This window comes from Streptomyces anandii JCM 4720, assembly GCF_014650655.1.
Lineage (GTDB): Bacteria > Actinomycetota > Actinomycetes > Streptomycetales > Streptomycetaceae > Streptomyces > Streptomyces anandii.
Genome location: NZ_BMVJ01000019.1, coordinates 23,518 through 40,480 on the forward strand (window position 1 = coordinate 23,518; position 16,963 = coordinate 40,480).

Annotated in this window: 14 protein-coding genes; 9 read left to right on the plus strand and 5 right to left on the minus strand. The window is 74.1% G+C overall.

Annotated elements, in window-relative coordinates; genetic code table 11:
• The first annotated feature begins 63 nt into the window (after nt 1-63).
• Genes IE249_RS27610 through IE249_RS27620 form a run of 3 tightly spaced genes read left to right on the plus strand, consistent with a single transcriptional unit; the run spans nt 64 to nt 3,142 of the window.
• The gene (locus IE249_RS27610; RefSeq protein ID WP_189708998.1) at nt 64-918 is read left to right on the plus strand and encodes a lysophospholipid acyltransferase family protein; all 855 of its coding nucleotides are present in this window, start codon (nt 64-66) and stop codon (nt 916-918) included.
• On the plus strand, nt 915-1,925 hold the full coding sequence (locus IE249_RS27615) for an NAD(P)H-dependent glycerol-3-phosphate dehydrogenase (protein WP_189709000.1): 1,011 nt from the start codon (nt 915-917) through the stop codon (nt 1,923-1,925). The genes IE249_RS27610 and IE249_RS27615 overlap by 4 nt, the downstream gene beginning before the upstream one ends.
• A gap of 59 nt (nt 1,926-1,984) precedes the next feature.
• Nucleotides 1,985-3,142 carry a D-alanine--D-alanine ligase family protein gene (locus IE249_RS27620; protein WP_189709002.1) on the plus strand — a complete coding sequence of 386 codons (1,158 nt, stop codon included), beginning with the start codon at nt 1,985-1,987 and terminating at the stop codon, nt 3,140-3,142.
• Between the two features lie 37 nt (nt 3,143-3,179).
• On the opposite strand, the gene IE249_RS27625 is transcribed toward IE249_RS27620, so the two are convergent.
• Complete coding sequence (locus tag IE249_RS27625; protein WP_189709003.1) at nt 3,180-3,662, minus strand: DUF3515 domain-containing protein; 483 nt, start codon at nt 3,660-3,662, stop codon at nt 3,180-3,182.
• A gap of 20 nt (nt 3,663-3,682) precedes the next feature.
• The gene (locus tag IE249_RS27630) at nt 3,683-3,916 is read right to left on the minus strand and encodes an Lrp/AsnC family transcriptional regulator (RefSeq protein WP_003997603.1); all 234 of its coding nucleotides are present in this window, start codon (nt 3,914-3,916) and stop codon (nt 3,683-3,685) included.
• Between the two features lie 218 nt (nt 3,917-4,134).
• Between IE249_RS27630 and IE249_RS27635 the strand changes: the two genes are divergently transcribed.
• Together IE249_RS27635 and thiD are read left to right on the plus strand one after the other, a co-directional pair.
• Complete coding sequence (locus IE249_RS27635; protein ID WP_189709005.1) at nt 4,135-5,100, plus strand: thiamine-phosphate kinase; 966 nt, start codon at nt 4,135-4,137, stop codon at nt 5,098-5,100.
• A complete protein-coding gene (gene thiD, locus IE249_RS27640) occupies nt 5,100-5,954 on the plus strand; it encodes a bifunctional hydroxymethylpyrimidine kinase/phosphomethylpyrimidine kinase (RefSeq protein ID WP_189709157.1) in 855 nt (284 codons plus the stop codon). Before IE249_RS27635 ends, thiD begins: the two co-directional genes overlap by 1 nt.
• A 122-nt stretch (nt 5,955-6,076) precedes the next feature.
• Here the strand turns inward: thiD and rpmB are convergent, their stop codons facing one another.
• Complete coding sequence (gene rpmB / locus IE249_RS27645; protein WP_003993230.1) at nt 6,077-6,262, minus strand: 50S ribosomal protein L28; 186 nt, start codon at nt 6,260-6,262, stop codon at nt 6,077-6,079.
• Between the two features lie 269 nt (nt 6,263-6,531).
• On the opposite strand from rpmB, the gene fakA reads away from it, so the two are divergent.
• Nucleotides 6,532-8,229 carry a DAK2 domain-containing protein gene (gene fakA / locus IE249_RS27650; RefSeq protein WP_189709007.1) on the plus strand — a complete coding sequence of 566 codons (1,698 nt, stop codon included), beginning with the start codon at nt 6,532-6,534 and terminating at the stop codon, nt 8,227-8,229.
• A gap of 261 nt (nt 8,230-8,490) precedes the next feature.
• Here the strand turns inward: fakA and IE249_RS27655 are convergent, their stop codons facing one another.
• Together IE249_RS27655 and IE249_RS27660 are read right to left on the minus strand one after the other, a co-directional pair.
• A complete protein-coding gene (locus IE249_RS27655) occupies nt 8,491-11,409 on the minus strand; it encodes a tetratricopeptide repeat protein (RefSeq protein WP_189709009.1) in 2,919 nt (972 codons plus the stop codon).
• Nucleotides 11,406-13,238, minus strand: a complete 1,833-nt coding sequence (locus IE249_RS27660) for an HSP90 family protein (protein WP_189709159.1) — start codon at nt 13,236-13,238, stop codon at nt 11,406-11,408. The genes IE249_RS27655 and IE249_RS27660 overlap by 4 nt, the downstream gene beginning before the upstream one ends.
• Nucleotides 13,239-13,434: 196 nt before the next feature.
• Here IE249_RS27660 and recG point away from each other — a divergent pair, with 196 nt between their 5' ends.
• From recG to coaD, 3 genes are read left to right on the plus strand one after another with little or no spacing between them, the layout of a single operon-like run.
• Nucleotides 13,435-15,657, plus strand: coding sequence for an ATP-dependent DNA helicase RecG (gene recG / locus IE249_RS27665; RefSeq protein ID WP_189709011.1), 2,223 nt, complete (start codon nt 13,435-13,437; stop codon nt 15,655-15,657).
• 40 nt (nt 15,658-15,697) lie between these two features.
• A complete protein-coding gene (rsmD, locus tag IE249_RS27670; RefSeq protein WP_189709014.1) occupies nt 15,698-16,285 on the plus strand; it encodes a 16S rRNA (guanine(966)-N(2))-methyltransferase RsmD in 588 nt (195 codons plus the stop codon).
• A 26-nt stretch (nt 16,286-16,311) separates the two neighbouring features.
• Nucleotides 16,312-16,791, plus strand: a complete 480-nt coding sequence (gene coaD / locus IE249_RS27675) for a pantetheine-phosphate adenylyltransferase (RefSeq protein WP_189709161.1) — start codon at nt 16,312-16,314, stop codon at nt 16,789-16,791.
• The last annotated feature ends 172 nt before the right edge of the window (nt 16,792-16,963 follow it).

Sequence of the window (16,963 nt, forward strand, 5' to 3'; positions counted from 1 at the left end):
CGGCATGGGGCGACACTTGTGCGGCCCCCGGCCCCGGGGGCAGTCCTAGAGGAAGGTGTCCGCGTGCCCCGCCGCAGAATCGGCTTCTGGTACCGCTTCGCAGCGGTGATCTGCAAACCGCCGCTGGTGGTTCTGATCAAGCGGGACTGGCGCGGAATGGAGAACATTCCGGCCGACGGTGGATTTATCACCGCGGTGAACCACAATTCCCACGTCGACCCCTTCGCATACGCGCACTATCAGTACAACACCGGCCGCGTGCCGCGATTCCTCGCGAAGAGCGGGCTTTTCAAGCAGGGATTCGTGGGCGCCGCGATGCGCGGCACCGGGCAGATCCCCGTCTACCGCGAGAGCACGGACGCGCTCAGCGCCTTCCGCGCCGCCATCGACGCCGTGGAGCGCGGTGAGTGCGTCGCGTTCTACCCCGAGGGCACCCTCACCCGCGACCCCGACGGCTGGCCGATGACCGGCAAGACGGGCGCCGCGCGGGTCGCGCTGCAGACCAAGTGCCCGGTGATCCCGGTCGCCCAGTGGGGCGCCAACGAACTGCTGCCGCCGTACGCGAAGAAGCCCAGCCTCTTCCCGCGCAAGACCCACCACGTGCTGGCGGGCCCGCCCGTGGACCTCTCCCGCTTCTACGACCGGGAGATGACCCCGGAGCTGCTCAAGGAGGCCACCGAGGTCATCATGGCGGCCATCACCCGCCAGCTGGAGCAGATCCGCGGCGAGAAGGCGCCCGCGGTGCCCTACGACCCGCGCCGTGAGCGGATCGAGCAGCGCCGCAGGACCGAGGCCCAGCACCGCGCCCGCGACCAGGGCGGGACGGCGGCCGTACAGGATCGGGGCGGGACGGCGGCGGCCGTACGGGAAGAGGGCGGGAGCGCGCCTGCCGTACAGGAAGAGGGGCAGGGCACGTGAGCAAGCCGGTCAAGGCGGCCGTCTTCGGCACCGGATCGTGGGGAACCGCCTTCGGCATGGTCCTCGCCGACGCCGGCTGCGAGGTCACCCTCTGGGCCCGCCGCGCCGAACTCGCCGACGCGGTCAACTCCACCCGCACCAACCCCGACTACCTGCCCGGCGTCGAGCTCCCGGAGAGCCTCACGGCCACCGCGGACCCCGCCGAGGCCGCCCGCGACGCGGACTTCACCGTCCTCGCCATCCCCTCGCAGACCATGCGCGGCAACCTCGCCGAGTGGCTGCCCCTGCTCGCGCCGGACACGGTCCTCGTCTCCCTGATGAAGGGCGTCGAACTCGGCTCCGCGATGCGGATGAGCGAGGTGATCGAGGACGTCGCCAAGGTCGGGGCGGACCGGATCGCCGTGGTCACCGGGCCCAACCTCGCCCGCGAGATCGCCGCCCGCATGCCCGCCGCCGCCGTGGTGGCGTGCACCGACGAGGCCGTCGCCCGGCGCCTCCAGGCCGCCTGCCACACGCCGTACTTCCGGCCGTACACCAACACCGACGTCGTCGGCTGCGAACTGGGCGGCGCGGTGAAGAACGTGATCGGGCTGGCCGTGGGCATCGCGGACGGCATGGGGCTCGGCGACAACGCCAAGGGCTCGCTCATCACGCGCGGACTCGCCGAGACCACCCGCCTCGGCATGGCGCTCGGCGCCGACCCGCTGACCTTCTCCGGACTCGCGGGCCTCGGCGACCTGGTGGCCACCTGCTCCTCGCCGCTGTCGCGCAACCACACCTTCGGCACCAACCTCGGCAAGGGCATGACCCTCCAGGAGACCATCGCGGTCACCAAGCAGACCGCCGAGGGCGTCAAGTCCTGTGAGTCGGTGCTGGATCTGGCCCGCAGGCACGGCGTCGACATGCCCATCACCGAGACCGTCGTCGGCATCGTGCACGAGGGCAAGCCCCCGGTGGTAGCCCTCAAGGAGCTGATGTCGCGCAGCGCGAAGCCGGAACGACGCTGAGCGACGCAGGCCCGCGGACGCTGTCTCGGGGCACTACCAACGGGTACTCTCATCGCGATATGAGCACCGAGAACCTCCCCCAGAGCCCTGAGCAGCCGTCCCGCAAGCCGCGCGTGGCCGTCGTGTTCGGCGGCCGCAGCTCCGAACACGGGATCTCCGTGGTCACCGCCGGCGCCGTCCTGCGGGCCATCGACCGGACCAAGTACGAGGTCCTGCCCATCGGCATCACCCGGGACGGCCGTTGGGCGCTCACCGCCGACGCACCCGAGCGCATGGCCATCACCGACCGCCGCACGCCCACCGTCGAGGAGCTCGCGGAGTCGGCCGAGGGCGGCGTGGTGCTCCCCGTCGACCCCGCCAACCGCGAGGTCGTCTACAGCGAGCCCGGCTCCGTGCCCAAGGCGCTCGGCGAGGTCGACGTCGTCTTCCCGGTGCTGCACGGCCCCTACGGCGAGGACGGCACCCTCCAGGGCCTGCTGGAGCTCTCCGGCGTCCCCTACGTCGGCGCGGGCGTGCTCGCCTCCGCCGTCGGCCAGGACAAGGAGTACATGAAGCGGGTGTTCACCTCCTTCGGGCTCAAGGTCGGCCCGTATGTGGTGATCCGGCCGCGCGAGTGGCAGCGGGACGAGTCCACCGCCCGCAAGAAGATCGTCGACTTCGCCGGCGAGCACGGCTGGCCGCTGTTCGTGAAGCCCGCGCGCGCGGGCTCCTCGATCGGCATCACCAAGGTCGAGGACCTCGCGGGCCTCGACGAGGCCGTCGCGGAGGCCCAGCGCCACGACCCGAAGATCATCGTGGAGGCCGCGCTGCGCGGCCGCGAGATCGAGTGCGGGGTGCTGGAGTTCGAGGACGGCCCGCGTGCCTCCGTCCCGGCCGAGATCCCGCCGCCCGAGACGCACGCGTACTACGACTTCGAGGCGAAGTACATCGACTCCACGCCCGGCATCGTGCCCGCCCCGCTGACGTCCGAGGAGACGGACGAGGTGCGGGAGCTCGCGGTGCGGGCCTTCGAGGCGGCCTCGTGCGAGGGCCTGGTCCGCGCGGACTTCTTCCTCACCGAGGACGGCGAGTTCGTGATCAACGAGATCAACACCATGCCCGGCTTCACGCCCATCTCGATGTACCCGCAGATGTGGCAGGCCAGCGGCATCGGCTACGGCGAGCTGGTGGACCGCCTCATCCAGGCGGCGCTGCGCAGGCCCACCGGCCTGCGCTGAAGGTCCGCACGGGCGCCTTCCGCGTCCCGCCCCCTGCTCAGTCGGCGATCCCCTCGGGGATCGCCTTCTTGATGGCAGGGGCCAGGACGGCGAGCGGCGCCGCCCCGTGCCCCGTACGGCTCTTGGGGATGGTGACCTCCACATAGGCCAGCCGCAGGGTGGTGGTGAAACGGAACGATCCGTCGTCCCGTTTCTGCAGCAGCCAGCCCACCCCGTCCACCTCGGCGCCGTCGGCTTCCGGATCGTTCATCTCGGCGGGCCGCGCGACACCGCAGCGCAGTATGATCGCCGGGCTTCCCCAGCCCGCGGTCAGCGCCGAGGCGGGCCGGGGATCCTCGCGGCCCAGTCCGTCCACCGTCTTCGGCAGCGCCCCGTCCAGGTTCCGGCACAGTTTCGCCACCGCCGCGTCCGGGCTGGGAACCGCGGCGGTGGCGCTGTCGTCGCCCGAGGAGCAGCCCGCCGCGGCGCAGAGTGCGGCGAGGACGGGCAGGCCGAGAAGCCGGTGACGGAAAGAGCTCACCGGCCAAGGGTAGACGGGGGCTACAGATGCACGACCGGGCAGGTCAGGGTGCGCGTGATGCCGTCCACTTGCTGGACCTTGGCCACCACCATCCGGCCCAGGTCGTCGACGGTGTCGGCCTGGGCCCGCACGATGACGTCGTACGGTCCCGTCACGTCCTCGGCCTGGATGACTCCAGGGATCTTGCTGATCGTCTCGGCGACGGTCGACGCCTTGCCGACCTCCGTCTGGATCAGGATGTACGCCTGTACCACGGAACCTCCAGGGCGGCCACGAGGATCATGTGGGGAAAAGGAACGCCACGGTATCGCGTCGCCGCACGCCGCGGGGAGACCCGCGAAGGCCGCGACCCGCGCGCCGGGGTGCAGGTAGGACAGAAGTTGACGGTCACCTCGACCGTAACGAGGTCCGCGTGGGCGCGCGACCGGGAACTCGGTCAGGAACGTACAGGGACAGAAGGGGCGAAAGGGCAATGAAGGGCACTGTTGGTGAGCTCGGGGAGTTCGGGCTCATCAGGGAGCTCACCTCCCGTCTCACCACCACCCCGGCGGTCCGGGTCGGCCCCGGCGACGACGCCGCGGTGGTCGCCGCCCCGGACCGCAGGGTCGTGGCGAGCACCGACATACTCCTGGAGGGGCGGCACTTCCGCCGGGACTGGTCCACCGCGTACGACGTGGGCCGCAAGGCGGCCGCCCAGAACCTCGCGGACATCGCCGCCATGGGCGCGGTGCCCACCGCGCTGCTGCTCGGCCTGGTCGTCCCCGCCGAACTGCCGGTCACCTGGCCCACCGAGCTCATGGACGGGCTGCGCGACGAGTGCCAGGTCGCGGGCGCCTCGGTGGTCGGCGGCGACGTGGTGCGCGGCGACACGATCATGGTGTCGATCACCGCCCTGGGCGACCTGCGCAACCACGAGCCGGTGACCCGCGCGGGCGCCCAGCCCGGCGACCTCGTCGCGGTGACCGGCTGGCTGGGCTGGTCGGCGGCCGGGTACGCGGTGCTCTCCCGCGGCTTCCGCTCCCCGCGCGCCTTCGTCGAGGCCCACCGCCGCCCCGAGCCGCCGTACCACGCGGGCCCCGCGGCCGCCGGGCTGGGCGCCACCGCGATGTGCGACGTCAGCGACGGGCTGATCGCCGACCTCGGGCACATCGCGGAGGCCAGCAAGGTCCGCATCGACGTGCGCTCGGGGGCGATAGACATCCCCTCGCAGATGAACGACATCGGTCAGGCCGTCGGGGTCGACCCGCTGCAGTGGGTGCTGACCGGGGGAGAGGACCACGCGATCGTGGCGACCTTCCCGCCGGACGTGAAGCTGCCGGCCCGCTGGAAGGTGATCGGCGAGGTGCTCAACCCCTCCGCGCTGCCCCAGGTCACGGTCGACGGGGCGCCCTGGACCAGCAAGGGCGGCTGGGAGCACTTCGGGGACATCGAGTCGTGATCCCGCCGAGGGTCCTCACGGTCGCCGGCTCCGACTCCGGCGGCGGCGCGGGCATCCAGGCCGACCTGAAGACGATGCTCGCGCTCGGCGTGCACGGCATGAGCGTGATCACCGCCGTGACCGCGCAGAACTCCCTGGGCGTCCAGGGCGCCTGGGAACTGCCCGTGGCGGCCGTGGTGGCCCAGTACCGCAGCGTCGTGGACGACATCGGCGTCCAGGCGGTCAAGACCGGGATGCTCGCCTCCGCGGAACTGGTCGAGGCGGTCGCCGAGTTGATCGCCGGGACCGGCGTGCCCGCGGTCGTCGACCCGGTCGGCGTCTCCAAGCACGGCGATCCGCTGCTGGCCGCCTCCGCCCTGGACTCGGTGCGCACCCGGCTGCTGCCCGCGGCGACCGTGGCCACCCCGAACCTGGACGAAGTGGCACAACTGACCGGCCTGCGCGTCGAGTCGGAGGACGGCATGCGCGAGGCCGCGACGGCCGTGCTGGCGTACGGTCCGAAGTGGGTGCTGATCAAGGGCGGCCACCTGCCCTCGCCCGGCGAGGCCGGGCGGGACGGCGGGCGCGGGACCGGGGCCGGAGCCGGCGCCCGGGCGGTCGATCTGCTGACCGACGGGACCGAGGAGCACTGGCTGCGCGCGCCGCGTCACAGCAACCGGCACACCCACGGCACGGGCTGCACCCTCGCCTCCGCGATCGCCGCGGAGCTCGCCAAGGGGCGGTCCGTGCCCGAGGCGGCCGCGGCCGCCAAGAGCTACGTCACCGGGGCGATCGCGGCCGGCTTCGCGCTCGGCGCCGGCATCGGCCCCGTGGACCACGCCTGGGCCCTGCGCGGCCCCGGGGGCGCCGGATAGCCACGGGCGGAAAACCCGATGGCCACGGGCGGAAAAGGGCACGGCAAAAAGCCGGTCCACCGAGGTGGACCGGCTCAGTGCAGCGAACCAGCGGTGGCCGCGCGCTTAGCTGTTGCTGTGCGTCAGCGCGAGACCTTGCCGGCCTTGATGCACGAGGTGCAGGCGTTCACGCGCTTCGGCGTCCCGCCGACCACGGTACGCACACGCTGGATGTTCGGGTTCCAGCGACGGGACGTACGGCGGTGCGAGTGCGAGATGTTGTTGCCGAAGCCCGGCCCCTTGCCGCAGACGTCGCAGTTGGCAGCCACGGGTCACTCCAAAGACTTCAGATGCACTTACGGTTGATCCCGGCGTGCCGGGATCAAGATCTCAGGCTCATGAGCGTCTGACATCTGAAGTGGCGTAGCCAGGGGGATGGCCCGATCGGATCGGGCAACCGGAGCAGCATACAACGGCTGCGTCCGTACGGCGAAACTACCATGGCGGCACCGGGGCCCGCCCGGGCCCTCCCGGGGCCCCGACCGCCCCTGGGTCTACGCTGCGTCCAGTCCAGCAGCCGCAGCTCAGGGAGGCGCAGGTGGCGCAGGTGCCGCAGACGTTCGACGCGCTGGCGGTACGCACCTGGTGCGGTCTGGCCCTGCGTGCGCTGGGACGCGCGCGCGAGGAGATCGACGCGATCAACGTCTATCCCGTGGCCGACGGGGACACCGGAACCAACCTGTACCTCACGGTGGAGTCGGCGGTCGCGGCGGTGGAGGCCGTGTTCACGGCCCACGAGACGGGCGGCGCCGGCGCCGCGGACGGCCCCTGCGGTCCTTCCGCCCCCTCCGGGCCCTCGCTGGGCGACGCCGCCCGGGCGATGGCGCACGGCGCGCTCATCGGCGCCCGGGGCAACTCCGGAACCATCCTCGCCCAGCTGCTGCGCGGCATGGCCCAGGTGCTCGCCGCCGGCGGCGACAGCGCGCACACGGACGGTCACGGTCTGCGGCGGGCCCTGCTCCACGCGGCGGACTCGGCCCGGGGGGCCGTGGCGCACCCGGTCGAGGGCACGGTCCTCTCGGTGGCCTCGGCCGCCGCCGAAGCGGCCACCGCCGCGGAGGGCGACTGCGCGGCGGTCGCCCGCGCCGCCCACCGCGGGGCGCTGGAGGCCCTCGCCGCCACCCCGGGCCAGCTGGCGGTCCTGGAGCGCGCGGGCGTGGTCGACGCGGGCGGCCGGGGTCTGGTGGCGGTGCTCGGGGCCCTGGTGGAGACCCTCACCGGGCAGGCGCCGGCCGCGGCTCCCCCGGCCGGGCACGTGGAGGAGAGCGACACAGGACCGGACGGCCCGGTGGCCTGCGCCCCGGCCGAGCCCGGCCCCGCCTACGAGGTGATCTACCTCCTGGAGGCGGAGGACCCGGCCGTGGACCGGCTGCGCGAGCGGCTCGACGCGCTCGGCGACTCCCTCGTGGTGGTCGGCGGCGACGGGCTGTGGAACGTGCACGTGCACGTCGACGACGCCGGCGCCGCCGTGGAGGCGGGCGTCGAGGCGGGCCGCCCGCACCGCATCCGGATCACCCACTTCGGCGCCGGCGACGTGCACACCTCCGGCGCCGGCCGGCCGCTCCGGGAACGCGCCCAGCGGGCCGTGGTCGCCGTCGTGCCCGGCGAGGGCCTGGCCGCCCTGTGCGGCGGTGCCGGGGCGACCACGGTGCTCGCCCGCCCCGGGGAGCCGCCCGCGAGCGGCGAGCTCGTCGAGGCCGTGCGGCGCGCCCACGCGCGCGAGGTGGTGCTGCTGCCCAACGACGCCGAGCTGTACGACACCGCCGCCGCGGCGGCCGAGCAGGCGCGCGGCGAGGGGGTGCGGGTGGCGGTCATCCCGACCCGTTCGGCGGTCCAGGGCATCGCCGCGCTCGCCGTGCACGAACCGGGGCGCCGCTTCGACGAGGACGTCGTCGCGATGACCTCCGCGGCCGGCGCCACCCGCCACGCGGAGGTCACCGTCGCCGAGCACCGCTCGTGGACCACGGCCGGCATCTGCCAGGCCGGTGACGTCCTCGGGCTCATCGACGGCGACGTGGCCGTGATCGGCTCGGACGTCACGGCCACCGCCGAGACCGTCCTCGACCGCATGCTGGCGGCCGGCGGCGAACTGGTCACCCTGGTCCTCGGCGACGAGGCCCCCGACTCCGTCGCCGACCGCCTCCAGGCCCGCGTCCGCGAGTCCTACCTGGCCGTGGACACGGTCACCTACCGGGGCGGCCGCCAGGGCACCCTGCTCCTCATCGGCGTGGAGTGACCGCCGGTCCGCCACCGGCCGGACACACCCGCGCCCCGCACCGCACGCCGCCCCGCACGGCACGCCGCCCCGCACGGCACGCCGCCCCGCACGGCACGCCGTCCCGCGGCCAGGGCCGGCCCGCGAGGACCCTGCGGCCCCACGGCGGCCGTCCGGCCCGCGGTGGCCGGTTGAGCCCGCGAGGGCCGCCGGCCCGGCCCGTGAAGGCCGCCGCACCCCCGGCCCGGCCCGCTGAGGGCGCCCCGCAACCGGTGGGCGCGGTCAGCTCTTCTCCGTGAGGCGCAGCAGGCGTCCGGCCTCCTCGCGGCGAGCACCGGCCTGTTCGTCGTCCTCGGGGGCGTGGGCGTACGCCGTCAGGACCCGGCGGGCGCGGGCTGCCGCGGCGGCGGGGCGGGCGAGGTCGGTCTCCAGCCATCCGGCGGCGAGTTCGGCGTCGGCGCGCTCGTGCAGGGCGTCGGGGCCGAGCCGGGCGAAGACGGCGACCGCCTGGTCCAGCTGGATCACGGCCTCCCCGAGCACCGCCGGGTCCGGCGCGTCCCGGTCGGCCGCCCGGGCGAGGAGGTCGCCGAACTGGCGGTGGGTGCCGCCCAGTTCACCGGTGAGGCGGGCCCGCGCCTCGGCGTCGGCCGCCGACGCCAGCGCCGTCCCGCACTCCGTCACCGCGCTCGCCATCAGCTCCCGCGCCTCGCCCACGCCCGCCCCGGAGCGCAGCGCGAGCCAAGCGCGGGCGCGCAGCGAGCGCACCAGCCCGTGCGTGGCGTCCAGCGAGCGCCACAGGTCGCCCGCGCGCGCGTAGGCGGCGTCGGCCTCGGCGAGCAGTCCCGCGTGGCTCAGCGACTCGGCGGCCAGGTGCGCGAGCGTGGCGTGGTCCTGCTGCTCCGGCCAGTGCCGGGCGATCCCGGCCGCCTCCAGGCGCCGTTCGGCGGCCGCCCGGTGCTCCCCGAGTTCGCTCAGGCAGTCGCCGAGCCACCACTTGGCCTGTACGACCGCCCCGTCGCCGTGCGCCTCGGCCGACAGGTCGAGCAGCGCGGACTCCAGCACCTCGGCGGCCTCGGCCCACTTCCCGAGCCGCAGCAGCAGACCGCCCAGCATCTGCCGCGCCCAGGCGCCGAGGGTGGCGCTCTCGCCCGCCTCGTCGGCCCAGTGCGCCGCCCGCAGCGCGTGGTCGGCCGCCTCCTCGGCGCGGCCCCGGCCGCCGAGCACCTCGGCGAGCTGGAGGTGCAGCCGGGCCCGCCCGGGCGGCTCCAGGTGGTCCCCGCCGTGCTCCAGGGCGCCCCGCAGCGCCCGTTCCGCCCCGGCCGCGTCGCCCCGGTGGTGGGCCAGGGAGGCCAGCCGGGCCTCGTACTCGACCGCGAACCAGGGCAGCCCCGCGCCGACGTACCCGTCCACCGCCCGCCCGAACAGCTCGGCGGCCGCGTCCAGGTCCCCGGCGCAGGCGGCCGTCTGCGCGAGCATCGCCCGCGCCTCGGCCTCCCGGGCCGCCAGCCGTACGTCCTCCTCCGCGCGGCCCCCGACGAGCGCGAGCACCTCCCGCGCGGCCTCCTCGGCGGCGGACAGCACCCGCGCGGGCACCGGCCCCTCCGCCTCCTGCACCGGCCGCATCAGGATCCGTGCCCGCGCGATCACCACGGAGGCCGCCTGCCGTACGCCGGTGCCCTCCTCGGCGTACAGCGCGAGAACGCGTTCGTACGGCTCCCCGACGGCCGTGAGCGCCCCCTCCGGGTCGCCCGCCAGCGCCCGTACATAGGCGGCACGCGCGCGTGCCGCCAGGGCCTCCCCGGGATCGCCCGCCTCCGCGTACAGCTCGGCGGCCCGCTCGAACAGCTCGGCGCCCCCGGGGCCCAGCCCCATCGCCTCGTGGTCGGCGATCTCGGCCCGGTCCCGGGCGTCCAGCTCGGCGTCCTCGGCGGCCCGCGCGACGGCCGCCCAGGCCTCCACGGCGTGCGGCTGGAGCCCGTCCGACAGCCGACGCGCCCTCGCGAGCAGCGCGGGCAGCCCGGACGCCGCCGCCTCCTCCGGTACGGCGGCGGGCCGCACCCGGGGCGCCGCGGGCGCGGCGGCCTTCGGCGCGGTGCGCACCCCGAGCGGCAGCCGGTCCGCCAGCGGGCGCCGCGCCATACGCGCGCGCGTCTGCTCGCCGACGAAGGAGGTGCCGTTGCGCGCGTCGAACCGCGCGGCCAGCGCCTCGGCCTCCCCGCGCGCGTGCACGGCGAGCTCGGCGGCCGTCCAGGCGCGCCCGGCCGGACCCGGCACGGCCCGTGCGCCCAGGCCCAGTTCGGTCAGCCGGTCCATCAGCAGTGTCACCACGGCCAGGAAGTCCATCTTGCTGCGCGGCTGACCGTCGTCGGTGAAGTACGCCGGCCGCTCGGCCAGCAGCTCCAGCGCGCGTGCCTCGTTGCCGCTCAGCGCGCAGAACTCCACGTGGTCGGCGTAGGCGGCGCGCATGCTCTCCATCGGCCGCACCAGCCGGAAGCCGCGCAGATGATGCGCGCGCGCCTCGTCCGCGCGGCCCAGCCGCAGCAGCGGCAGCAGCGAGGAGGCGAGCACGGTGTGCGGCTCGTGCGCGCAGCTGAACTCCCCCTCGAGCACCGGCCCCCACAGCTCGACCGCCGCCGCGTCCCGGCCGCGCTCGGCCTGCCACCAGCCCTGCCCGTGCAGCTCGCACGCGTGGCAGTCCGCCATGCGGTCGCGGTCCGCGGCCAGCCACGCCGTGTACGCCCGCTCCGCGCGCGCTACGTCCCCGATGTGCGCGGCGACGCTGAACTCGGCGCTGCGCACGGCCCGTTCGCTGTGTCCGGCGAGCCGGTAGCGGTGCTCCATCTCGCCGAGCCACTTCTCTATGGACGAAAGGGGGATGTGCGGCTGGTCCAGCATGCCGGCCGTCATCCACTTGAAGACCCAGTGCAGCGTATGGGTCTCGTACTCGTCGAAGTCCTCGGGGTGTTCGTCCCACATGCGCAGCAGCCGCGCGAAGGGGACGAACATCTTCGCCTTCTCGGAGCTGTAGTTGTAGACCTTCAGCTGGTGCCCGAGCGCCTCGATGACGGCGAGCGGGACGTCCAGCCGCTCGGCGTCGGCGAGCAGTTGTTCCGCGCGCGCGTTGCGGGCCGGCCCCTCGGGGCGCTCGCCGTTCTCGGCGATCGCCCGGCGCAGCGAGTCGAAGTCCGTGATGCCGGTCACCTGCGGCCGCCCTCCCCGTGAGTGGCCCACTCGAGCAGGCCGATGAACGCCCGGTTCAGCAGCGCCGAGTCGGCCGGGCGCAGCGGGCGCTGGGCCATCAGCAGCGCCTGCCCGTACAGCGACTCGGTGGCGGTGCCGATCAGTTCCGGGTCGCCGAGCGAACTGATCCTGCGGATCAGCGGGTTGAGGTGGTTGAGCACCAGACGCGCGCGTGGCGTGCCGCCGCGCAGCGAGCCGAGGATGCCCGCCCACAGGTCGTCGGCCTGCGCCTCGGCCTCGGCGCGCGCCTGCTCGTGCCGGGCCGCCCGGTCGTCGAGGTGCAGCGCGGGCACGGACAACGGGTGGAAGGCGCGCAGCACGACGTCGCAGCCCAGCGGGTCCAGCTTGGCCCGCGCGGCCGCCAGGAAGTCGGACAGGGCCAGCTCCTCGGCCGGCTCCACGGAGTCCAGGTGCGCGGTCACGGTGTCCGCGTCCAGCTCGGCGACCGCCGTCCCCGGCCGCACCGACGGCAGCGCCTCGACCAGCTCGCTGTCGTAGGTGTAGCCGCCGTTGACGACGCCGATGCCCTGCGCGGAGGCGATCGGCGCGACCTGCCGGTACTCCTCCACCGTCCGCGTGAAGTGCACCACCGGGTGCCGCTGCGCGAACTCCTCCAGGGACAGCCGCCCGTCGGTCGTCTCGAACGGCAGCCACGGCAGCATGGTGCGCAGCATCTCCGCGTCGTGCCGCGCCAGCGACTTCACGCCCAGGTGGTGCACGGACAGGAACGCGGCCAGCCGCTCCGGGTCGCCGGCCGCGAGCGAGGTGAGCCAGGACCTGATCCGCTCGCCCAGCGCCTCGCGGACCCCGGCCAGCGTCTCGTCCTCGTACAGGGACTCGCGCGAGGCGGTCGGCCGCAGGCTGTCGGTGTCGAGCACGCAGCGCACGAAGAACGCCCAGTCGGGCAGCAGCTGTTCGGCCCGCTCGGTCAGCAGCATGCCCTTCAGGTGCACCCGGTGGCCGGCCCGCTGGGCGGGGCTGACCGCCGACGGCAGGACGTACGCCACACCGCGGATCCCGGCCAGCGGCACGTCCAGGTCGATGGTGTCCAGCGGGGTGAAGCCGAACAGCTCGTGGCAGTGCCGGGCGAGCGCCACCCGGCGGTTGGCGGGGGAGGGGTACGCCCGGTCCCAGGGCGCGGGCAGGTCGGTGACCGCCTCCTCGCCCACCCGGACGTCGTAGGGCAGCAGCGACCCGAAGTCCCGGGCCAGCGCCAGCACCCGCTCCTCGGCCAGCCACTCGCCCGCCCCGGCCCGTGCCCGCAGGTGCACGGTGGTGCCGGGTTCCGGGCGCGCCGAGTCGGGCAGGGTGCGCACGGTGTACGAGCCGTCGTCGCACGCCGTCCACTCCACCGGCGGCGCGCCGGGCGTACGGGCGCTGCGGCTGACCACGCGGATCCGCTCGGCCACCACGAAGCAGGCCAGCAGGCCGATGCCGAACTGGCCGAGGAACTCCGAGCGGGCCGCCTGCAGCCCCTCGGCGCGCTTGGAGCTGCGCCCGATGGTCGCCAGCAGCTCGTGCACGTCGGACTCGGTGAGGCCGATGCCGGTGTCCTCCACGCGCAGCGTGGCGCCGTCCGCGGACAGCCGCACCCGGGCGGGGGCGTCCGGGTCCCCGGCGCGGCGGGCGGTGATGGCGTCCACGGCGTTCTGCAGCAGCTCGCGCAGGTAGACCCGGGGACTGGAGTACAGGTGGTGCGAGAGCAGGTCCACCAGACCGCGCAGGTCGACCTGGAACGTGTGGGCGGACGGGGATGCCTGGGGTGATGCCGGTGAGGTCTGGGAGTCCATCGTCACGGCGCCGTTGGGGGGACCAGGAGGCTCCTGACGGATCAGAAGCCGCCGGCGACGGCGCGGGGTCGGGCGGTCCCTGGTGGGGCGGTGACCGCGGAAGGGAGGCCGGAGCGCGTCATCCTAGAGCCCGGACGACCCGCCTGACCAGGGGTTTCCCGGCACGTATACGGCATTGTCGGTGGCGTGGTGTGCAATGGATCTCGTGCCCGCACTGGAAGAACCACTCAAAAAGGTGCTCGGCCCCGCCACCGCGAAGGTGATGGCCGAGCACCTCGGCCTGCACACCGTCGGCGACCTGCTCCACCACTACCCGCGCAGATACGAGGAGCGGGGCCAGCTCACCCACCTCGCCGACCTGCCCATGGAAGAGCACGTCACGGTGGTCGCCCAGGTCGCCGACGCCCGCCTGCACACCTTCGCCTCCGCCCGCTCGCCGCGCGGCAAGGGCCAGCGCCTGGAGGTGACGATCACCGACGGCAGCGGCAGGCTCCAGCTGGTCTTCTTCGGCAACGGCGTGCACAAACCCCACAAGGAACTCCTGCCGGGCACCCGCGCGATGTTCGCCGGCAAGGTCTCCGTCTTCAACCGCAGACTCCAACTGGCCCATCCGGCGTACGAGTTGCTGAAGGGTGACAGCGAGGAGACCGTCGAGTCCTGGGCCGGAGCCCTCATCCCGCTCTACCCCGCCACCGCCAAGCTGGAGTCCTGGAAGATCGGCAAGGCGGTCCAGACCGTCCTGCCCAGCGCCCGGGAGGCCCTCGACCCGCTGCCCGGCACCCTGCGCGAGGGCCGCGGCCTGGTCACCCTCCCCGAGGCCCTGCTCAAGATCCACCGCCCGCAGACCAAGGCCGACATCGAGGAGGCCCGCGCCCGCCTGAAGTGGGACGAGGCCTTCGTCCTCCAGGTCGCCCTCGCCCGCCGCCGCCACGCCGACGCCCAGCTGCCCGCAGTGCCCCGCCGGGCCGGGCCGCAGGGCCTCCTCGCGGACTTCGACGACCGCCTGCCCTTCACCCTCACCGAGGGCCAGCGGAAGGTCTCCCGCGAGATCTTCGACGACCTGGCGGCCGAGCACCCCATGCACCGGCTGCTCCAGGGCGAGGTCGGCAGCGGCAAGACACTCGTCGCGCTGCGCGCCATGCTCGCCGTCGTGGACGCGGGCGGACAGGCCGCGATGCTCGCGCCCACCGAGGTGCTCGCCCAGCAGCACCACCGGTCGGTCACCGAGATGATGGGCGAGCTCGCCGAGGGAGGCATGCTCGGCGGGGCGGAGCACGCCACCAAGGTGGTCCTGCTCACCGGCTCCATGGGCGCCGCCGCCCGCCGCCGGGCCCTGCTCGACCTGGCGACCGGCGAGGCCGGCCTCGTCATCGGCACCCACGCGCTGATCGAGGACAAGGTCCAGTTCCACGACCTCGGACTGGTCGTCGTCGACGAGCAGCACCGCTTCGGCGTCGAGCAGCGCGACGCCCTGCGCGGCAAGGGCAAGCAGCCCCCGCACCTGCTCGTCATGACCGCGACGCCGATTCCGCGCACGGTCGCGATGACGGTCTTCGGCGACCTGGAGACCTCCGTCCTGGACCAGCTCCCCGCCGGGCGCTCGCCCATCGCCAGCCATGTCGTCCCGGCCGCCGACAAGCCGCACTTCCTCGCCCGGGCCTGGGAGCGGGTGCGCGAGGAGGTGGCGGGGGGCCACCAGGCGTACGTCGTCTGCCCCCGCATCGGGGACGAGGAGGACGAACCGAAGAAGGGCGCGGGCGGCAAGGCGTCCGGCGGCGCGGCCCCCGGCGAGGAGGCCGACCGGCGCCCGCCGCTCGCCGTCCTGGAGGTCGCCGACCAGCTCGCCCGGGGCCCCCTGAGCGGTCTGCGGGTGGAGGTGCTGCACGGCCGTATGCAGCCCGACGACAAGGACGCCGTCATGCGGCGCTTCGCCGCCGGTGACACCGACGTGCTCGTCGCCACCACGGTCATCGAGGTCGGCGTCAACGTCCCCAACGCCACCGTCATGGTCATCATGGACGCCGACCGCTTCGGCGTCTCCCAGCTGCACCAGCTGCGCGGCCGCGTGGGCCGCGGCTCCGCGCCCGGCCTGTGCCTGCTGGTCACCGAGATGGCCGAGGCGAGCCCGGCCCGCGGCCGGCTGAACGCGGTGGCGGCCACCCTCGACGGCTTCGAGCTCTCCCGCATCGACCTCGAACAGCGCCGCGAGGGCGACGTCCTCGGCCAGGCCCAGTCCGGCGCCCGCTCCAGCCTGCGGGTGCTCGCCGTCATCGAGGACGAGGAGATCATCGCCGAGGCCCGCGAGGAGGCCGCGGCGGTCGTGGCCGCGGATCCCGAGCTCACCGGCCTGCCGGGCCTGCGCACGGCCCTGGACGCCCTGCTGGACGAGGAGAGGGAGCAGTACCTCGAAAAGGGGTGAGGCAGACTGAACCTGAAGCCGCCCACGACAAGGACCGAAGATGACCCGCGTGATCGCCGGCACGGCCGGCGGACGTCGACTCGCCGTGCCGCCCGGCAACGGCACCCGGCCCACCTCCGACCGCGCACGCGAAGGCCTCCTCTCCACCTGGCAGTCCCTCCTCGGCGGCCCCCTGGACGGTGAACGGGTCCTCGACCTCTACGCCGGCTCGGGCGCGGTCGGCCTGGAGGCCCTCTCCCGTGGCGCCGGCCACGCCCTTCTCGTCGAGGCCGACGCCCGCGCCGCCCGCGTAGTCCGGGAGAACGTCAGGAACCTCGGCCTCCCCGGCGCCGAGGTGAGAGCGGGCAGGGCCGAACAGGTCATCCAGGCCCCGGCGCCCGCGGAGCCGTACGACATCGTCTTCCTCGACCCCCCGTACGCCGTCACGGATCACGATCTTCGGGAGATTCTCCTCACACTCCGCTCGGGAGGCTGGCTCGCGCCGGAGGCGATCGTCACCGTGGAGCGCAGCACCAGAGGCGGCGAATTCGGGTGGCCGCACGGTTTCGACGCGATCCGGGCCCGCCGCTACGGCGAGGGAACGTTTTGGTACGGTCGCGCCGCCTCTACGTGCGAAGACGCACGATGACCGGACCGGAGAGCGAGGGATCACAAGTGCGCCGCGCCGTCTGTCCCGGGTCGTTCGACCCGATCACCAACGGACACCTCGACATCATCGCCCGCGCCTCCCGTCTGTACGACGAGGTCTACGTGGCGGTGATGATCAACCAGTCCAAGAAGGGCCTGTTCGAGATCGACGACCGGATCGAGCTGATCCGCCAGGTCACCGCCGAATACGGCAACGTCCGCGTCGAGGCCTTCCACGGCCTCCTCGTCGACTTCTGCAAGCAGCGCGACATCCCCGCCATCGTCAAGGGCCTGCGCGCCGTCAGCGACTTCGACTACGAGCTGCAGATGGCCCAGATGAACAACGGCCTCTCCGGCGTCGAGACGCTCTTCGTGCCCACCAACCCCACCTACAGCTTCCTGTCCTCCTCCCTGGTCAAGGAGGTCGCGGCCTGGGGCGGCGACGTCTCCCACCTGGTGCCGCCGGCCGTCTTCGAGGCCCTGTCCCGGCGGCTGAAGAAGGACTGACCTCCTGACAACCCGTCACCCGGTGTCGGGCGGCCGCCCCAGGGTCGTACAGTCGTCCCGTCCGTCTCCAACACACCGGTAGAGAGTGGCGAGCACACCGTGGACGTGCAGAAGAAGCTCGACGAGATCGTGGCCGCGGTCTCCGGCGCCCGGTCCATGCCCATGTCGGCCT